The sequence below is a fragment of the Nitrobacter sp. NHB1 genome, assembly GCF_036964665.1.
Classification (GTDB): domain Bacteria; phylum Pseudomonadota; class Alphaproteobacteria; order Rhizobiales; family Xanthobacteraceae; genus Nitrobacter.
In genome coordinates this window covers 2,948,308-2,967,515 of sequence record NZ_JBAMDA010000001.1, presented here as the reverse complement: position 1 = coordinate 2,967,515, position 19,208 = coordinate 2,948,308, and the positions used below count along the sequence as shown (strand labels likewise).

General features: G+C 65.5%; 15 protein-coding genes. 2 read left to right on the top strand and 13 right to left on the bottom strand.

Going from position 1 to position 19,208, the window contains the following annotated elements:
- Positions 1-90: 90 nt before the first annotated feature.
- The 6 genes from V4R08_RS13850 to V4R08_RS13825 form a co-directional block, all read right to left on the bottom strand.
- Positions 91-339 (bottom strand): carboxysome peptide B, encoded by a 249-nt coding sequence (locus tag V4R08_RS13850; RefSeq protein WP_335579883.1) that lies wholly within the window; start codon positions 337-339, stop codon positions 91-93.
- Positions 339-596 carry an alpha-carboxysome shell vertex protein CsoS4 gene (csoS4, locus tag V4R08_RS13845; RefSeq protein WP_335579882.1) on the bottom strand — a complete coding sequence of 86 codons (258 nt, stop codon included), beginning with the start codon at positions 594-596 and terminating at the stop codon, positions 339-341. The genes V4R08_RS13850 and csoS4 overlap by 1 nt, the downstream gene beginning before the upstream one ends.
- Before the next feature lie 13 nt (positions 597-609).
- Complete coding sequence (locus V4R08_RS13840; protein WP_335579881.1) at positions 610-2,121, bottom strand: carboxysome shell carbonic anhydrase; 1,512 nt, start codon at positions 2,119-2,121, stop codon at positions 610-612.
- Positions 2,122-2,132: 11 nt separating this feature from the next.
- The gene (locus V4R08_RS13835) at positions 2,133-4,817 is read right to left on the bottom strand and encodes an alpha-carboxysome scaffolding protein CsoS2 (protein WP_335579880.1); all 2,685 of its coding nucleotides are present in this window, start codon (positions 4,815-4,817) and stop codon (positions 2,133-2,135) included.
- A gap of 104 nt (positions 4,818-4,921) precedes the next feature.
- Positions 4,922-5,248 carry a ribulose bisphosphate carboxylase small subunit gene (locus V4R08_RS13830; protein WP_335579879.1) on the bottom strand — a complete coding sequence of 109 codons (327 nt, stop codon included), beginning with the start codon at positions 5,246-5,248 and terminating at the stop codon, positions 4,922-4,924.
- A 79-nt stretch (positions 5,249-5,327) separates the two neighbouring features.
- A complete protein-coding gene (locus V4R08_RS13825; RefSeq protein ID WP_335579878.1) occupies positions 5,328-6,749 on the bottom strand; it encodes a form I ribulose bisphosphate carboxylase large subunit in 1,422 nt (473 codons plus the stop codon).
- A 211-nt stretch (positions 6,750-6,960) separates the two neighbouring features.
- Here V4R08_RS13825 and V4R08_RS13820 point away from each other — a divergent pair, with 211 nt between their 5' ends.
- A complete protein-coding gene (locus tag V4R08_RS13820) occupies positions 6,961-7,893 on the top strand; it encodes a LysR family transcriptional regulator (RefSeq protein WP_335579877.1) in 933 nt (310 codons plus the stop codon).
- On the opposite strand, the gene V4R08_RS13815 is transcribed toward V4R08_RS13820, so the two are convergent.
- The 4 genes from V4R08_RS13815 to V4R08_RS13800 are packed head-to-tail and all read right to left on the bottom strand — an operon-like array spanning position 7,883 to position 13,766.
- A complete protein-coding gene (locus V4R08_RS13815) occupies positions 7,883-8,209 on the bottom strand; it encodes a P-II family nitrogen regulator (protein ID WP_335579876.1) in 327 nt (108 codons plus the stop codon). The two genes, V4R08_RS13820 and V4R08_RS13815, sit on opposite strands and share 11 nt — an antisense overlap.
- On the bottom strand, positions 8,206-11,319 hold the full coding sequence (locus V4R08_RS13810) for a DUF2309 domain-containing protein (protein WP_442935666.1): 3,114 nt from the start codon (positions 11,317-11,319) through the stop codon (positions 8,206-8,208). Before V4R08_RS13810 ends, V4R08_RS13815 begins: the two co-directional genes overlap by 4 nt.
- Complete coding sequence (locus tag V4R08_RS13805; protein ID WP_335579874.1) at positions 11,304-12,062, bottom strand: hypothetical protein; 759 nt, start codon at positions 12,060-12,062, stop codon at positions 11,304-11,306. Before V4R08_RS13805 ends, V4R08_RS13810 begins: the two co-directional genes overlap by 16 nt.
- A 6-nt stretch (positions 12,063-12,068) precedes the next feature.
- Entirely contained in the window at positions 12,069-13,766 is a 1,698-nt protein-coding gene (locus V4R08_RS13800) for a proton-conducting transporter transmembrane domain-containing protein (protein ID WP_335579873.1), read from the bottom strand.
- A 226-nt stretch (positions 13,767-13,992) separates the two neighbouring features.
- Between V4R08_RS13800 and V4R08_RS13795 the strand changes: the two genes are divergently transcribed.
- Positions 13,993-14,286: a hypothetical protein gene (locus V4R08_RS13795; protein ID WP_335579872.1), complete on the top strand. Its 294-nt coding sequence runs from the start codon at positions 13,993-13,995 to the stop codon at positions 14,284-14,286.
- Between the two features lie 256 nt (positions 14,287-14,542).
- Here V4R08_RS13795 and V4R08_RS13790 read toward each other — a convergent pair whose 3' ends face one another.
- From V4R08_RS13790 to V4R08_RS13780, 3 genes are all read right to left on the bottom strand, one after another.
- A complete protein-coding gene (locus V4R08_RS13790) occupies positions 14,543-16,225 on the bottom strand; it encodes a methyl-accepting chemotaxis protein (RefSeq protein WP_335579871.1) in 1,683 nt (560 codons plus the stop codon).
- 390 nt (positions 16,226-16,615) lie between these two features.
- On the bottom strand, positions 16,616-17,674 hold the full coding sequence (locus tag V4R08_RS13785) for a class I SAM-dependent methyltransferase (RefSeq protein ID WP_335579870.1): 1,059 nt from the start codon (positions 17,672-17,674) through the stop codon (positions 16,616-16,618).
- A 187-nt stretch (positions 17,675-17,861) separates the two neighbouring features.
- Entirely contained in the window at positions 17,862-19,106 is a 1,245-nt protein-coding gene (locus V4R08_RS13780; protein ID WP_335579869.1) for a class I SAM-dependent RNA methyltransferase, read from the bottom strand.
- Positions 19,107-19,208 lie beyond the last annotated feature (102 nt).

Here is a 19,208-nt window from a genome sequence, read left to right as displayed (position 1 = left end):
TTGTTGTCGAAAAAAAAGAATCTCAAGCCAGTCACTGCACCCTGACGCCCGCTGCGCGCGCGCCGTTTTGCTCTTTGCTCACCGCGTCGGTCACTCCTCCTCCCAACCATCGATGATGCCGCAGATGGTCAGGTCGGTGGCCACTGTTCGATCAGGCATGGCCATACGTGCGGCGGTGCCCGCGGCGGTGAATACCCATTTGCCAGGCGGCGCTCCGACCGGGTCGGTCGCCACCGAGATTTCTCCCTTCTGGCCTTTCAGGATACGAAGCGAAGCCGAACTCATCCCCGGCACACGCCGGGTGCATACCAGATCGTCCACCACGCGCCAGACTTCCATCACGCCCCCTCCGGATTCCAGTGGTCGATGATGCCGACGATCGTGAGATCGGACGGATAATCCCTGGCCCCGGCAGCATCGCGCGCCGCGGAGGACCCGACACAGATCACCCAGTCTCCCGGAATGCAGCCGACGGCGTCGACCGCGACGCTGCGCGGTCCATTCGGCGTTTCCTGCACGACCAGCAACGGACGGTGGCCCATGGCATGGATGCGATTGGTCGACACGAGGGTGGTTTTCACACGCATGATTCTCATGACGCATACATCCTCAATGATCGTCGACGGCGTCGGCGGCGACAAAGGCGCAGCACTCGTCGCCGGCGCGGTCACTCACCGCAATCGCGCAATTGAGCAGACCCCTTGCGGCCAGATCGGGATAGCGCGCCTCGATCGCGTCACGCACCCGCCGGCCGCGCGCGATCGCCCGCTCGCGTGATTCGGGGATCCGGGCGTCATATTCGAAGTGCACCAGCACCGGGACCGGAAGACCGTGCGCGACATTGAGCTTGGCGAAGATCTCGATCCCGACATCCATGTCAGGCGCGCCTTCCTCGACAGTGTCGAGGTGGGCGAAATAAAACAGGTTGCGCAATTGCAGCGGCCGCACCGCTTCGCCGGCGACGATGCATTCCTCGTCGTGACCAATGGTCGCGTAGCGCCCGGTATGATGCCTGATGACGTACTCGATCTGCGACAGATTGGCTTCGGCCAGCGCCAGCACCAGGCGGCGCATGCCCTCATGCATGCGGCCGTTGCCCTCGCCCCAACCGCCCATGCCCTCGGCATCGGCGACGATCTCGGCGATGCGCTTCCGCGCCGCTTCGGGCGCAAGCCCGAGAGTGTCGCGATAGACTTGCGCGGTCTCAAAATAGCGATGCGCGTTGACCTCGCCGAAGCTGTCGGGCAGATGGATGCGCAGGGCATCCAGATCCGTGTCCACGCCGATGAGCAGCACATCGGGCGCGGCGCCCGCGCCGAACGTCTGATCGATCGCCGCGCGCAGTTCATTCTGCAAGCGCTGCAACGCCGCCTCGGTCGCCTGGCGATCGTCGCTGCCGTGCGCGGCGCAACCGTGACCGTTGGGCGAAGAGCTGCTGAAGTGGTAGACGGCGATCTTGAGATAGTTCAGGCGCTCGCCATCGACCATCGCGCCCGACAGTCGCTCGACTTCGCGCTGCGCCCAGTCGCATACATCGACCTCGACATCGAACAACGCGCCGGCATAGGCCTTCACTCGCACGTTCGGTCCGGGCAGAATGCGCAGCACATAAGGGCTGACGCCTTGCAACCGCCCATCCGAGCAGGGGCTGATGTCCACTGTATGATAGCCGCAGGACCGCAGGAAGTTCTCATCGAGCGGCATGCGCTGACGCCAGCCGGCCTGCTCGGTCTGCGCATTCTCGACGCAGGATTTCAGGCCGCTGAATATACAGCGCGAATGCAGCGCGGATAAATCCAGCCCGCACACCCAGGCATCCTCGAGCACCTGCGATGGCAGATCGAAACCGAGTTGCTCGCTCGCGAGCTGCTGCGCGCGCTCGGTGAAGTTCTCGTCGTGCTGATGCGTGGAGATGCGCTTGAGCACGTCAACGATGCGGGTGAAACGCGAGCGCACTGTCCGCTCGTAGTCGAACAACAGGCGGTTGAGATCGCGATCGACCAGCGCATGCTCGCACGTCTGCCCGCCGCCGATCATGCACGCCGGATGATCGGGCACGGCCGCCGCGGCAACCGGGTTGGCCTCTCGTTGCAGGGCCTGAAGGCGTTTGCGCGTGTCCATCTCCGCGATCCTCAGCCGCGCGCCCCGCCGGAGACGGTCACCATGGCGCCGCCCCGGGTATTGCCGGCCGAGCCGGTGATCACCGATTCAGGCACTTCAGGTCGCTCAACGCTGCGAAACGCCATGGCGCTGGCACCGGTCCCACGTGACTGCCCGCGCATCGAGGGATTGCGCGACAGGCTGGACGAACCTTCGGTGCCGGTGACACGGCTGTTACCGTCCCAGGCGTCTCCCGAGACGCGCCGGCCCTGCTGGCTGCCTTCGCCGCTCAAGCGGCGCGCGGCGGGGAGCGACTGCTCATCCTCGCGTGGACGGCGCACATGGTCGCCGTGGCGGAATTCGGGCGTGCCGGTGATCAGGCCATCGGCCTTGTTGTTCGGGCCGGTGATCCGCGAGTTACTCATGCCGCTGCCGGTGATGACCTCGGTTTGCCGCTCCTCGCGAGCCTGCCGCGCCGGAATGCTGATACTGAAATCCCGGGGAGCGGACGGACGTTGATCCACAACGTGCGTGCGGAAGCGGTCGCTCATCGCACATTGCCCGGACACGATATTGTCCAGCCCGAGATAGGGCGTTCCCGAAATCGGTTCACAAGCGCCGCGCTCGTCGCCGGTGACTTGCGATCCGCCCGCGCCCGGCCGATCGCCGGTGACCACGGTGGCCGGGATCACTGCGCTGTCGCGCACTCGCGCGGCCTGCTGCTGGCGCTGCGGCGTCTGGCAGAACGCGGCGTACTGGCCCTGGCCGATGTATGGAGTGCCGCTGATCGGCGAACACGCTCCGGCCTCGTTGCCGGTGACGTGGTCCGCACGTCCCGCGGCGACGCCCGTGACCGTCTGGCCGTTCAGCGTGGTGTCGACCACGACCTTGCTCACCGGAGAGACGGCAGGCGCTGCCGGACAGACCGCAGCCAACTGGCGGGTGCCAATGTAGTCCGTGCCGGTGACGGGTTCGCACCCGTATGACTCGTCACCGGACAATTTTGGGCTGGGCGCAACCTCCGAACCAGTCACGGTCCGACCGCGCAGCGTCAGCATCTCAGACACTTTCCTGGGGTTAGGCGTCTTGCACAGCCCCGCGAAATCAGCGGTGGTGTAGTACTGACTGCCAGTGATGCTGCGGCAGGAGCCGACTTCGTTGCCGGTCACCTTGCCCGACCGATCGACGGCCGTCCCCGAGACGGTCTGATCGTCGCGGGTGGACATCACGCTGACCTTTCGCGGGCCTCCTCCTGGGGGCGGCGTCCGGCAAAAATCGCGAAACTGCTCGACGGTATGATACTCGGTGCCGGTAATCGGGCGGCAGCTCCCGGCCTCATCGCCGGTCTGCCGCTCGCTGCGGCCCACTACCGTGCCGGTCACGGGTTTGCCCGCAGCCGTATGAGTGACCGCCACTTTGGGTGGAGCGTCATCGGTCTCGGCCTGGCTGTAGCGTGTACCGGTGATAGCGCGGTCGGCGCCGTACTCAACTCCGGTGACGCGGCGCGGACGATCGACCAGCGCACCGGTGACGGTTTGGCCCTTGTCGGTACGGGCGAGAGCCACCTTCCCCAGCGGCGCGGACGGCCGCGTCGAACAGAACTGCTCAAAGCGCTCGCTCGAGAGATATTCGGTACCGGTCACGGAACGGCATGCGCCATGCTCATCGCCGGTGGTCTTGGTGGATCGGCCCAGCGCGGTGCCGGTGACGCGTTGCTCGCGCAGCGTGCTACTGACCGCGACCTTGGGCGCCGTCGGCTCGGGCCGTGTACCGCACAGGGTCTGGAACTGCTCGAAGCCAATGTATTCAGTGCCGGTGACCGCGCGGCAGGAGCCCGGCTCGTTGCCGGTCACCTTGACGCTGCGCTCGACCTGGGTGCCAGTGACGGCTTGCCCCGATAGGGTATGCCCCTGCTCGACCTTGGCCGGCGCCGGGACCACGTCGCGGGCACGCATCCGGCCGGTAGGGCGAGTGCTGGCGCCGGAAGTCTTGTCGACCCGGCCCGCCAGCGCCTGCACCAGCCGGCGCTGCATCGCGACCTGACGGCCGGTTGCGCCTTTGAGCATGGCACTCTGCCAATCCTGGCCCGGCATCGCCGCGGCGATCCGCGTGGCCTGGGCGACGCGCTTGAGGCCCGTTTTGCCATCCTGATTCAGCGCAGCGCGGCGCATCTTGGCCAGCGCGCGGCCGGTAGCGGCCCCTTGCACGTTCAGCGCGGGGCGCTCCACCGCGGGCGTGCCGACTTGCGCCGCTTCAATCTGCGCCGCCTCCTTGCGCTGCGCGCCGCCGGTGTCGCAACCGCATTGCCCGCCGCAACCGCAGCCGCCATCAGAGCCACGCACCTCGGCCGGCACCGCCCGGCCGGGGCGCAGATGCGCCGCGGGGCGGGTTGCCGCGCCCTGCCCAGCATTTTGCAACGCCGCCCGACCTGTAGTGGACAGCGCCTGCCGCCGGGATCGTGCCGCGGACTTCGACGCCACCGGAGTGAGCGTAGACGCCGTGCCCGCCGCCGACGATGCGGCTGGAACACCACCGTGATGGGCGCTCGCGATCTGTGCCGCATTCAGTTGCAGGCGGCCGGCCGCGGAGCGCTTGTCGGTTTGCGCGGTCTGGATGACGCGGGCCTTGCCGTGACGCGCCATGGCCTGCCGGCGCTGGAGCGCCAGCTCGCGGCCGGATAGGGTTGCAGTAGCATGACCGGGGGCGATGTTTGTCATACGAACCTCAGCACAAAGAACTCGATGAAGGGTACGGCGCCGATGCGCCGCGCCGCGTTCAAATCAGGGGCGCCGAATCGAGTCTGGCTCCAGCGCCCACCTCATCAGCGATACACCACGAACGCCATGCCCTGGCTCTGGGAGTAATTGTCGTATGCGAGGAAACGCACCATCTGATCCGGGAACTCGCGGTGGCAGGCCTCGATCTCAGCCATCACGGCATCGACGGACTGCTCGCCGAACAGCGGCAGTTTCCACATATACCAGTAGCTCGTCTTTGCGGGCGTGCCCTTTTCGGTGTGCTCGACCGCCGGGTTCCAACCCTGGGCGATGGCGTAGGCGATCTGACGGCGCACCTGATCGGGCGTCATCGGCGGCAGATAGGAGAAGGTCTCGTACTTTTTCATCGAGCGGTAGGCTTGAACTGCCATGACTTATGTCCTTTCGAAAGCGGTTGTGCTGGCGGCGGCGCGGCCCATCGGGCGCTGCCGACCGCAGCCGGCGAAGCGATTACTTGTTGGCGATGGCGAGCTGGTCCACGGCCTCGAACTCGAACTTGATCTCTTTCCACGTTTCCATGGCGATCTTCAGTTCGGGCGAGTGGGCGGCGGCAGCGGTGAGAATCTCCTTGCCTTCCTTCTCCAGATGACGGCCTTCGCCGCGCGCCTGGACGCAGGCTTCGAGCGCCACACGATTGGCGTGCGCGCCGGCGGCGTTGCCCCAGGGGTGGCCCAGTGTGCCGCCGCCGAACTGCAGTACCGAGTCGTCACCGAAGATGGTGACCAGCGCTGGCATGTGCCAGACATGGATTCCGCCAGACGCCACGGCGAAGCAGCCGGGCATCGAGCCCCAATCCTGGTCGAAGAAGATGCCGCGCGAGCGGTCTTCGGGCACAAAGGATTCACGCAGCAGGTCGATCCAACCCAGGGTGGAGGCGCGGTCGCCCTCGAGCTTGCCCACCACGGTGCCGGTGTGCAGATGGTCGCCGCCCGACAGACGCAGGATCTTGGTCAGTACGCGAAAGTGGATGCCATGGTGCGGGTTGCGGTCGATCACGGCGTGCATGGCGCGGTGAATGTGCAGCAATATCCCGTTGTCGCGGCACCAGTTCGCCAGGCCGGCGTTGGCGCAAAGGCCCCCTGCAAGATAATCGTGCATGATGATGGGAGCGCCGATTTCCTTGGCATGCTCGGCGCGCTTGTACATCTCCTCGGGCGTCGGCGCGGTCACGTTGAGATAGTGACCCTTCCGCTCGCCGGTTTCGTGTTCGGCTTTCTGGACCGCCTCCATCACGAAATCAAAACGGTCGCGCCAGCGCATGAACGGCTGCGAGTTGATGTTCTCATCGTCCTTGGTGAAGTCCAGACCACCCCGCAGGGCTTCGTAGCAGGCGCGGCCGTAGTTCTTTGCGGACAGGCCGAGCTTGGGCTTGATGGTGCAGCCCAACATCGGGCGGCCGTATTTGTTGAGCCTGTCGCGCTCGACCTGGATGCCGTGCGGCGGACCGCCGCAGGTCTTCACGTAAGCGATGGGGAAGCGCAGATCCTCCAGACGCAGCGCCCGGACGGCCTTGAACCCGAACACGTTGCCCACCAGCGAGGTGAACACGTTGACCACCGAGCCTTCCTCAAAAAGGTCGATGGGATAGGCAATGAAAGCGTAATAGCAGGTATCGTCGCCCGGCACGTCCTCGAGACGGTAGGCGCGTCCCTTGTAGTAATCGAGGTCAGTCAGCAGATCGGTCCACACCGTAGTCCAGGTGCCGCAGGACGACTCGGCGGCCACCGCCGCCGCCGCCTCCTCGCGATCCACCCCGGGCTGCGGCGTGATCTTGAAACAGGCCAAGATATCGGTGTCGAGAGGCACGTAATCCGGCTGCCAGTAGCTTTCTCGATATTGTGTGACGCCGGCATTGTACGTTTTGACTGCCATCTTCGAGGACTCCTTCATGCGCGCTTTTGCGGTAGCGAACGACGGGTGAGGACCTACCGCGATGCGGGGGCCATCCCCCCACTCGGCCCGGGGATGACGTTCGTGCGTTTCAGCACAGCCCGTCGATTCACGAGCCGTGATAAAGGAGTCTCGGCATAAACGCGAATTGTTATTTTTGATTAAATGCATTAGACCCGCTTATGTATCAGCCATGTACCTGACCCTCAGACAGCTCCAGATCTTCGACGCGGTGGTGCGTCAGCGGAGCTTTACGCGCGCAGCCGACGCGCTACACCTGACCCAGCCAGCGGTCTCGATGCAGATGCGACATCTGGAAGAGCAGATCGGCGTGCCGCTGTTCGACCACGTCGGAAAACAGATCCAGCCGACCGACGCCGGTCGCGAGTTGCATCGCCACGCCACGCTCATCGGCGCCAAGATGCGCGACCTCAAGTCCGCGATGGAGGAGTTCCGTGGCATCCATCGCGGGGAGCTCGACCTCACTGTGGCCAGCACGGCCAACTACTTCATGCCCAAACTGATTGCAGCCTTCTGCGCCTGCCACGCCAAGGTGCAGGTGCGGCTGCAAGTGTCCAACCAGACGCATATCCTAGAGACGCTCTCGGCGTCGAACCAGGATCTGGCCATCATGGGACAACCGCCAGAGGACGCCGAGCTGGTCGCGCGCGGGTTCCTCGACAACCCGCTGGTGGTCATCGCCTCGCCCACGCATCCCCTGGCCGAACGCCGGCAGATTCCGCTGGTACAACTAGGTTACCAGCGCTTCATTACCCGCGAGCCGGGCTCTGGCACGCGCAATGCGGCAGAGCGGCATTTTTCGCGTCACGGCGTGGAATTCCATTCGGTGATGGAGATGAGCAGCAACGAGGCCATCAAGCAGGCAGTTGAAGCCGGGTTGGGGTTGGGCGTCCTGTCGCTGCACACCCTGGAACTGGAGCTGGCGACACGCCGCCTGGTCACCCTCGACGTGGAGAACTTTCCGATCGTGCGGCAATGGTTCGTCGTGCACCGCAAGGGCAAGCGGCTGTCGGCGGTGGCGCAGTCCTTCCTGGCGTTCCTTACCCAGCAGGCACGCCCGCTGGCCTCGCCCAAGCATCCGCAGCCCGTCCCGCTCACGCCATGAACTTGACCGGGCGGCCGACCTGGATGTCGCTGACGAAAATCACCCCTGAGTGGGCCTCGAAAAACGGCTGAAAACCCTCGAGCAGCGAATCGGCCAGGCTTTGCGGCACCGCGGCGATGATCATGATGAGGACGTCATCCTCGTTGAACATCAGGTGCCCGCCGTACAAGCCGTGGCTGCCCTTGCCCGACAGATTGCCGACGATGGTGTAGCCCTTGACTCCGGCGCGATCGAGCAAGTCGGTGACGAATTCCTTGTGCACGCCTTCGAGAATGAACTCCAGCTTTTTCAGCGGATGCAGTTTGATCGCGTTCATGCGGCGTGTTCCTCCTCGGTCGGAGCGACCAAGGGCGGACGCTCCTCCCACTGGCCATTGTTGAAGACGAAAGGCTTGTAGCCCTGGGTTGGGTCGATGACGATGGCGCGGATCCACCCGCCGAGCACCAGGCTCTTGGTCTTGACCACGCTTTGCAGCGCGCGGCCGGCAAAGTCCAGCGGCGCCTCGATCAGCGCGATCATGCGCATCGGCTCGTGGTAGGGCTGGCCCTCGCGCATCACCGTCTGCGTCGGCAGGCCGGTGCGCAGATCGCTCAGGTTACCGGTCATCACGCCGAAGCGCCCGGCCACGTTGTGATAGACCTTGCTGCCGCTGCCCAGATGAGCATTGTCCACGGTGGAGAAGAAGTGTTCGAGGTTGATCCACTGGCCCACCACCACTGCCGCTGCCAACAGGTTTTCGAGCAAGCGACCTTTGGGGTCGCAGCGCCAGTCGTACGACATCAGGAAGGGGCGCCCCTGCAGATCGGCACGCTCTGAAAGCGAGCGCCGGCCGACGATGCCGTACACGTTCTTCGACAACCCCCATTCCGGCCGCACCTGCGCCCAGTCCACCGCCAGGCGGTGTGCCAGGCGCCAGGCCTGCGCCGGCTCGATCGCCTGCGCCTCGGGCAGCAGCATCGGCATGCGCTCAGCCGCGGCCAGCTTGGACGCGGCGAGCAGGCCGTTGCACAGACGATCCAGATAGACCAGGTGGCGCGGCGGCAGCAGGTCGAGGTCGGACAGCTCGATGGCATCGGTGGTGGTGATGTGCAGCGCGGGCAGGAACCAGGTGTCATCGGGAATGTCGATGCCCATGCCGCGCAGGCGCTCGCGCACCGCGGCCTTGTTGGCCATCTGCGCCAGCACCCGGGCGTTGACCAGGCCGCTGGCGCCACCGCAGGCGCCGCAGTCCAGCGCCGCTTCATACGGGTTGTTCTCGGTCTTCCCGCTGTGACCCACGATGAGCACGAAGCGCGAGAAGGTCTTGGTCAGCCCGATCATGGTCAGGGCCGTGTGCACGTAGTTGACCTGCTCGTCGAGCGAGTAGCCGATGCGCCCCAGCCGTACGAGCTGATAATTGGCGTAGTCGGCATCGACGCGGTAGCCCTCGCGCAGCTTGTCGATGAACTCGGCCTCCTGCTTGTCCGGCACGCCGAAGGCCGTGCGCAGCCGCGTCGGCCCCTCGCGGTGGCGCAGCGCGGTTTCGCGCAGTTCGCGGATCATGTCGTCATCCACCCGCTCGCGCTCGATATGCAGCTCGGCCTGCAGCGCCTTGACGATCATCGCCCGCTGCAGCGTGCGGATGATGGAGTCGGCCTGCTCGCGGGTGAGCTTGTCCACCAACAGGCGGGTGACTGGCTTTTCGGCATCGATGCGGCTGCGCCAGCGGCTGTAGCTCAGCGGCGCCAGGGTCTTGCCGAATAGGTCCAGCCCGAACAGCATGCCCACCGCCTCCACCGTGACGTAAGGCGAGAGCACCGAGCTCTTGAGATCGTGCAGCACATGGCCGAGGGTGCTGACGAAATCTTCGTCGTTGGGGTCCAGTGCGGCGGGCAGTTCCAGCACCAGGTTCTTGGGCGTGACCACCGCCGGACAGAAGTGACTCTCGCTGCCCTTGCCGTAGCCGAGGAAGCCCACGGGCACGCCAAAGAAGCCAGCGATGCCGAAGGTCTGGTAATCGCCCACGCGCTCCAGGTGGCGGCGGATGGGCTCGGCGCGCACGTCGATGCAGAACCAGGCCTGCGCGAACGGCCGCTTGCCGGCTGCAAGATCCTGCGGCACTTGCACCTGCGTGAGCAGATAGTCGATGGAGTGCGCCTCCATCGCCAGGGTCCAGACCATGCCCTCCTGCGGCGCGAATTCCTGCAGCCCCTCAATCAGTCCCGCGATATCCTCGGGCGAGAGCGCCTCAAGCGCCGCGGTCGCGTCCGCCGCGGTGGCGAGTTCGCGCAAGGCGGCGGCCTGATCCTGTCCCTGGCGGGCTTGCCACAATGGCCAGTAGCGTTGCAGCAGAGCCTCGCAACGCTTGCCGCCGCCGCGCGACAAGGTGTCGTCGATGCGCTGCGCCCAATCGGGCAACACCTCGCCGCTGTGCAACGCGTTGCGCAGAAGGCATTCCGCGCCGCGTTCGTGCAGCAAGGCGTCGAGCTGCTCGCGCCGAACCGGCGTACGGCGATGGCGCGCGCTTTCCTGCAGCAGCGCCAGCCCCACCACCAAACGAACGGCCAGAAGATCGACGACCTCGGCGGGGTAGCGTTGCGCCCAGTAGTAGTGCTTGGCCGACGAACGCCAGCGCACAAAGCCGGTCCAGCCGTGCAGCCGGGTGAGTTCGCGGGTGAAGTAGGCCGACCAGTCGTCGGCGTCGATGCCCATCTCCTCCATGACGTGCACAACCGCGCTCTCGGCGTCCTGCACCCGATCGAGGATGCGGCGCACGTGCAGCCCGCGCAGAAACATGCGCGCATTGCGCCGCGCGATCTCGCTCCAGGCAGCGAACAGGCCGCGCTCGCGCCCGGGCATGCGCCAGGAAGACTGGTCTTCGTCGAAGAAATCCAGGCAGCTCTTGATCACCAGCTCGTCGAACTCGTCGGCCAGGCGGGTGCCCCACAGTGCATCGACCGCTTCGGGCAGCGTGCGCGCGTGCAGGCGCTGCTCCAGATCTGGCAGCAGCGCGGCAACGTCCACCGCCTGCGTGGAAGGCGGCTGGCCGTGCAGCGCGGCGTGGACGTCCTGCGCCCGCACGCGCGGCACCACCACATCGCGGTCATGCGCCAACCGCATCAGCGCCTGCAGCCAGCGTGGCCAGTCGATGCCCGGCACCGCGGGCAAGGCCTGCGAGCGTCGCGCGATCTCCTCGGTGAGGGTGTCCTGCCGCACCTTACCCTCGCGCTGCCAGTGCTGGTAGTTGCTGCGCGGCAGGAACATGCGCGCGTGGAACAGCTCCGCACCGCGGCGCACCGCCTGCTCGAAAGGCATGTGCTCGAGGCCGTAGAGCGGGTTGTGGTGAATGAAGTTGCGCATCGGCCAGAAAAACGGCACCGGCTCACCCGCCACGTAGGCGGTCGAGCGCACCCGCAGACGCTGCCCGAGGTTCAATGCATCCACCATGACCATCCTCCGATCGAACCCAACACCGCAACAGCGGCGAGCGCCAGCCACAGGGCAGCACCGCTGCGCGACAGGTCAACCGTGCCCGTTGCGCGCGGCCATTCGTCGCCGAACAGGCCGTGCTGCCACAGCACCCCGGCCGCCCAGCTCCACAAAAGCCACACCGCGAGCACCACAGCCGCCAGTCCCGCGGGAACCTGCTGCAGCACAGCGAGCATGGCGAAGAATCCGGGAAACGGCGGCGCCGCCAGTGCCGCGATCAGCGCCACCACAAACACGGCGGTCAGGCGCGGAAAGGCCGCGCCGATACGTCCGCGCAGTCCGAGATATGCCCCTCCGAGGCGGCGGCTCAGACTGCAGCCGAGAATCATCAATACCGCAGCGGGAATTGTCACCGCCAGGGCCACGAGCACGAGTACCACACCACTCATGCCATGCAGCCAGGCCAGCCACACCAGCGGCCAGGCCGAGGTGGCCTGCAGCCGTGCCCAGATAAACACCTCGCGCACCGCGAGCAGCCGCCAAGCATAGAGCAGCGCGGTGAACGCCGCGAGGACCTCCAGCGCGGTAGCCAGCGGCGCGGGTGGCGCGGTCGCCTGACCGAGCAGCAGTGCGCCCGCTGCGGGTAAAGCCAGCAGCACCGGGACGCGCAGCCACACGGGCAGCGCCTGGAGCACGGCATTGACCAACAGGCTCAGGGGAAACAGCGGCAGCAGGATCAAGGCAAGGAGAAGTGCGATCATGGCGGTTCAGACCCAGCGCAGCCAGATATTCACCCGCTTGCTTGCGGCCAGCGCGCCGCGTGCCAGTTGGGCGTAAACGTCGGGCACGTAGAACTCTCGCGAAAACAGGGTGTAGAGATTGAGGTAGATGGCGTTCCACAGCGTGCCTGGCTTCCCCTCCAATTCGAGCGACTGGGCATAAAAAGTCACCAGCCAGGCGCCGACCAGCACCACGGTGAGGAACACCACCAGGACGTCGAAAGCCAGGACGTTGATGCCCGCCGCGGCATAGATGGCGTCGCGCAGCACCGGATCCGGGTAGAGGAAGGTCTCGAACGCATGCGCGATCAGGGTGTAGCCTACCACCACGATGAAGAAGGACAGAAGGATCATGGTCATCGAGCGCCAGGGGTTCTCGCTGGGCAGCTTGTGAATGGAGAAGAACACCTGCGCGCCGGTGACCCAGCCGAAGAACAGCAGCACCACCGCGCCCTGCTTGCGGTAGAAGTCCTCCGCCACCAGCCAGTGCGACAGGCCCAGCATCAGCGCCGGCACCAGCACGGTGATGAGCGCAGCCAACAGCCATGGCACCTTCACCGCACGCAGCGGACGGCGCTCGACCACGAAGGTGTAGATGTCGTCGGGCGGCACGCCATCGTCGCGGCGGGTGTCGCCGATCACATTGCCCGCGTTTAGAAACAGCGTAGCTTTGAACAGCCCGTGTGCGATGAGGTGATAGACGGCGAGCGAAAATGCGCCCAGCCCGCATTCCATGATCATGAAGCCCATCTGCCCCATGGTGGAATAGCCCAGGGATTTTTTGACGTCGTTCTGCGTCAGCATCAGCGCCGAGCCGATCAGCGCCGTCACCACCCCGACGACGAAGGCGAGGTGCAGCGCCTCGGGCGCGTGGATAAACACCGGAGCGAAGCGATTTAACAGGAATCCCCCGGCGTTGACGATGCCCGCATGCATCAGCGCCGACACCGGTGTGGGGCCGTCCATGGTGTAAGGTAGCCAGGTATGCAACAGGAACTGGGCCGAGCGGGCAAACGCCGCCAGCGCCAGCAGCAGCGCCGCCAGCGGCACCACCGCCATCCCTCCGAGTTGCACGCCCGGATCGGCGCCGATCCGCGCGAACAGCTCCGGCAACTGCGCCGTGCCATAGCCATGCCACAACAGCAGCGCCGCGCCCACCAGCGGCAGATCGCCCACGCGATAGGTCAGGAACGTCCAGAAGGCATAGCGGCCGCTAGCCTTGCGGCTGGTGTCGAAGCCCAGCAGGAAGAACAGCAGCACCCCGATCAAAAACCAGGCGGTCAGCAGTGTGAGCAGATCGGCGGCGGTGACCATCAGCAGGATCACGGCCGTCATCAGGTCCAGCAGGGCGAAAAACCGTGCGTAGCCGGGCTCGTCGGCCATGTGGCGCACGGCGTAGACATGCACTATCAGGCTGATAGCTGCCACCAGAACCGCCATCGCCACGGCGAGATGGTCGAGCAGCAGAGCCGCTGGCCCGAACTGCGCCAGCGCCACCTCGGTCTGTGGCGCCCGCAGCACCGCTACCAGCAACGCCAGTGCGACCGCGCAGGTGGCAAAGAGCATGGCCACGCTGATGCGCGCTGCCCGTGCCCGGCGGCCGGCTCCGGCCAGCGGGGCGACGATCGCCGATAGCGCCGGCAGCGCCGGCAACGCCACGAGACACCAAGAGACCCACTGGTCCACGGCAGACACCTCCTCGCTCGATCGGGATGGCACACAATGTCGAAGCGGCCAGCGGCCCCCTCTTCCCGTCAGCCCCGGCTGGCTGCCGACGACCGGTCGTAACACCCTAAGGGATGGATTGAATAAGAAAAAATTTGATTTTCTTATTCAAAACCTAAGGCGAACTGATATATCATCCTTGGCGACCGCCCGCTCTGCAAACTCGTTTTTATCCAAGCGCTCTCCCATGAACAAATACGTCGGACTCGATCAGGACAGGCACGGCATCACCCAGCTCGGGCGCATCGTGCTCGATGCGCGCGTGTTCGGTCTCATCCCCGAGACGCAAGACTGCGCGGGTTGGAGCATTGGCCAGATGCAGGTGCTAAAGAACAGGGTGGAGCAGCTCTGGGATCAGTACGGCAATCTGCCCAGCGCGCTGCCGCCGGAGTTGGCCGAGCGCCACAACCGCGTCTATGCCGAGGCCATCGCCCGCGCCAAGGCGCGTGGCTGGGACGCCGAGCTGTCGGAGGAGGAATAACCGCGGCCGGCAGCGGGTGGGACATCGATATGATCTTGTCGTCGAGGCCCGGAAAGCGGCGCTGGTAACCTTGGACTGGAACGCTTCGTGCGAGGCATGTCCTCGGGCTTGCCCCGAGGATGGACACCGGTTCGCGTGACGAAAACGCCTGTGATCGCCAGAATATCCAGAACATAGCGTCGGAGGTCGCTGCGAAAAGGGCGGCATTGCCCATCCGCGACCGCGCGGGCGGCGGATGCCGCCCGCGTTTCCGCGATCAGGCCGCGCGGACCGTGTGCAGGAACGTTTCGACTTCCGTTTTCAGGCGGGTGCTTTCGGTGGACAGCATCTGCGCCGATGACAGGACCTGGCTCGAAGCCGAGCCGGTTTCGCCGGCGCCGCGGCTCACTTCGGTGATGCTGGAGGCGACCTCGCCGCTGCGCTGGGCCGCGTGCTGGACGTTACGGGAGATCTCCTGCGTGGCCGCGCCCTGCTCTTCGACCGCGGCGGCGATCGTCGAGGAAATTTCGGAAATCAGCTTGATGGTGGTGCCGATTTCGCGGATCGCCGCCACCGAGTCCCGGGTCGCGGACTGCATGCCCGCGATCTGCGTGCCGATCTCGTCGGTTGCTTTCGCGGTCTGCGCCGCCAGCGCCTTGACTTCCGAGGCGACCACCGCGAAGCCGCGGCCGGCATCGCCGGCCCGCGCCGCCTCGATGGTGGCGTTAAGCGCCAGCAGGTTGGTCTGCTCGGCGACGGCAGTGATCAGCTTGACGACATCGCCGATCCGGGCCGCCGCCTGCGACAGCTCCGCGATGCTGGTGTCGGTTTTTTCAGCCTGCCTGACGGCGTCGCCGGCGACGCGGCTCGCCTCCTGGACCTGCCGGCTGATCTCATGAACGGAGGAGGTAATTTCCTCGGTGGCGCTGGCGACCGACTGCACGTTGGAGGAAACTTCCTGCGAGGCAGCGGCCGCTTCGCCGGATGTCCGGCCGGTGGCCTCTGCCGTTGTCGTCAGGGTGTTGGCGGCTGCCTCGAGTTCGGTCGAGGACGACGACAGCGAGCCCACCAGTTCGCCGATCATCGATTCGAACTGGCCGGTGATGGTATCGACGCGCTGGGCGCGCCGGAGTTTGGCGTCGGCGTCATGCGCCGCGGCTTCGTCGGCGGCCTTCTTGGCGATCAGCGCGGTTTTGAAGACCTGAAGCGCGTCGGCCATCGTGCCGACTTCGGTCTTTTCGCCCTGGTGCGGAACGGCGGCGGAAAGATCTCCGGCGCCCAGTTTCCGCATCGGCGCGACGATCGAGGCGATCGCGCGCGAGATGTCGCGCACCAGGTAGATTCCGATGCCGATGCCGATGATCAGCGCCAAAGACGCGATGACGACCACGATCGTGAACGCCGAGTTGTAGCTTCGGCTGGCCGCGTGGCCGGCGGCGTCGGCTCCCTTGTTGTTGAGTTCGATAGCCTTGCGCAAGGTTTCATCGGCCTTAAGTCCGATCTGATTGACCTTAGCGTTGTTGACATCGAGGCGGGCGTTGACGTCGCCCTTCCGCGATACGGCAAGCAGATCCCGAACGCCCGCGACATAGGACGCCCATTGCTCGGAAAACTCGTTGTATATCCGCCCTTCTTCGGGAGAAGTCATCATGGCCTCGTAGGCCTTGCGGGTCTTGTTAATGGCCTGTCCGACGGTATCCAGCGTTTTCTCGGCGGCGTCTTTGCCGGCGGCGTCGGCAGCGAGCAGGTGGGAGTGGACCGCGATTTCGTAGGTCATGGTATTCGCGCGCAGCTCGCCGAGTTCGCGGACGCTGGGAAGCCAGTTGGTCCGGATGTCGGTCGCGTTGGCATGGATGGATTCCATTTCAAGCAAGGACAGTACGCCCATTCCGGCCATGGCCAGCAGGAGAAACGAGATGATGGAGATGATCTTGGCGCGAATTGATAGGCGGGAAAGCATCATTCTGATCCTTGGGTTTTCTAACCCGATTTTGCCGAGTTGAACGTCAAGGGGCGTCTGACTGGGCAGGAGCGCGCGAAGCGCGGAAATATGGAAGTTCCAGTCGAAGGCCGCTGCCCGCTGCGGGGTACCGGGATTCGCGCTCATATCATGAACAAGTTAAGTGAAATGTTCGTAAACAAAGTGTAGGCCGCGCGCTTTTAAATCATGCGTTGCACACGTAGAACGTGCGCGGAACGCATGTTCCATATCGTGGGCGGCCGGTTGTCGGCGTCCGCACGCCAATCGACGGGAGATCCGCGACGCGCTGGAGTGTCTCTCAATCGGAGCGGTGACGACACAGCACAAGGCCGTTCGACGCTGTTCGTCAGGGTTGGCAGTAAGGCGGTCTCACACCTTCGCTTCAAGCACCAGATTGAAGGGCGTCTCCGCGGCGCGGCGAACGCGGGAGAAACCGCTCTTTTTGGCCACCTCGCTGAGCCGCGCTTCACCGGCCTGCGCGCCGAGCGCGAGGCCGACTTCCTGCGCCAGCGACGCCGGCGTGCAGACCATGGTGGAAGCCGCATAGAACAACCGGCCGACCGGATTGAGGTTGTCTTCCAGCTTGTCGTTGGCGAACGGCTCGACCAGCATGCAGGTGCCGTCTTTGGCCAAGGCCTCCCTGACGTGGCTGAGGGCGCCGACAGGGTCGCCCATGTCGTGCAGGCAATCGAAGAAGCACACCAGATCGTAGTCATTCGCCGGATAAGTCTTGGCGGTGGCGACGGCGAAGGTGACGCGTTCGCTCACACCCTCGCTGGCTGCGGCCGCTTGCGCTGCGGCGATCGAAGCCGGATGCGTGTCGAAACCGAAGAAATGCGAATTCGGATAAGCCTTGGCCATCAGCAGCGTCGAAATGCCATGGCCGCAACCGATATCGGCGACCTTGGCGCCGCGCTCCAGCTTGGCAACCACGCCATCGAGCGCGGGCAACCATTCCTGCACCAGATGATGTTTGTAGGTCGTACGGAAGAAGCGGGCGGTGCCGCAGAACAGGCATTCGGCGCGGTCGTTCCAGCCGACACCCTTGCCGCTCTTGAAGGCATTCGAGATCTTCGGCTCATCGAGCATGATCGCCGCCATCATGTCGCCGATTGCGCCCATGAACACCGGGCTGTCTTCGTCGGCGAACACCATCGCCTGTTCCGGTTGCATCGAGAATGTCTTCGTCGTTGCGTCATACTCGACGTAGCCAGATGCGGCCTGCGCCGACAGCCATTCGCGCACGTAACGTTCGGTGGTGCCGGTGGCTTGCGCCAGTTCGTCCGGCGTCATCGGCCCTTTGCCGGCCAGCGCCTTGTAAAGCCCGAGGCGGTCGCCGGTCCGGATCAGCGCGGCGTTGGCGGCGGCGCCGATGTCGCTGACCATCTTGCCCATGAATTGATGCAGGCGATCCATATTCACGTCCATGAAAGCCTCCTGTGAGGGTTCATTGGTGAGGATGCATCATGTGAAGTCGGAGGGAGCCGGCGTCTCCAGCGGCGCGATCATGCCCGGGGGAATGGCCGCGGCGTCAGAGGGAGCGACAACGCCGGATGACGAACGGAGTCCCTCGGTCGCAAGTCTCGATCGTCAGTCATTGTACGCCGCGGGAGGTTCAATGCCGACGTAAAAATTTCGCGACCAGCTCGACATGCGGCGAATGCCGGAACTGGTCGACGGGGGTCACGGTTTCGAGCCGGTAGCCGCCATCGATCAGGATACGCGCGTCGCGGGCGAATGTCGCGACGTTGCACGACACTGCAACAATGACGGGAATCCTGCTGGCGGCGAGTTGCTTGCTTTGCTCTTGAGCGCCCTGCCGCGGCGGATCGAATACCGCGACGTCGGTGTCTCGAAGTTCCTGCGTCAGCAGCGGGCGGCGGAACAGATCGCGGGCCTCGGCCTTGACCGGCTTTAGGCCGGTGGCGCTGGCAGCCGCCTTTTGCAGTGCCGTCACCGCCGTCGCATCGCTGTCGAAGGCGGCGACCCGCGCCCCGGCCGCAAGCCGCAGCGCGAACGGGCCGACGCCGCAGAACAGGTCGGCGATATGCCTGGCCTTGCCGCAATGCGCAGCCACCAGCGCCGCCAGCGCTTCCTCGCCGGCGACGGTCGCCTGCAGGAACGAGCCCGGCGGCAGCACGAGCCGGGCGGCGCCGATGCCGATCACCGGCGGCGCACGCATCAGCACCAGTTCGCCGTGACGGGTCAGCCGCGCCAGCCGGTGCGCCTCGGCGACGCGCGACAGTGTCGCGATCAGCGCGGCAGACAGCGGTCCGGAGCCGCGGACGTCGACATCGAGGCCATTGTCGGCGGCGGTCACCTGGATGTCGAGCGGCTTGTTCGCAGGCTTCAGCACATCGGCCAGAGCGCGCGCCGCATCGAGCGCGCCGTGCAGGGCGGGATCGAGAATCGGGCAGGCGTCGATGGGCACGATGGCACGGCTGTTCGGCGCGGCGAATCCGACGTGCAGCCCGCCGTCCTCGCCGCGCCGGGCATGGACGGTAATCCGCCGTCGTCCCGCGCCGTGCGCGTCGATCAGATCGGTCACCTCGCAACCGATGCCGGCCTGCGCCAGCGTGTCGATCACGATCTGCCGCTTCCAGGCGCGGTAGGCCTCCGGCTGCCAGTGCTGGATGGCGCAGCCGCCGCAGAAACCGAAATGCAGACAGAACGGCGCGATCCGCTCGGGGCTCGGCGTTGCGACAAGGAGGAGACGCGCGCGGTCGGGACGGCCCGCGAGCGGCTCGACCTCCACGGTTTCGCCGCCGAGCGCGTAGGGGACGAAAACGTTGCCGCCACCCGTCAGCGCGACGCCGTCGCCACGATGGCCGACATGATCGATGGTCAGGTGTTTGGTCATGCGGTGCGCGAGTTCTGGAAGAGAGACGTCGTCATTGCGAGGAGCACTTGCGACGAAGCAATCCAGATTTTTGCTACAACAATCTGGATTGCTTCGCTGGCG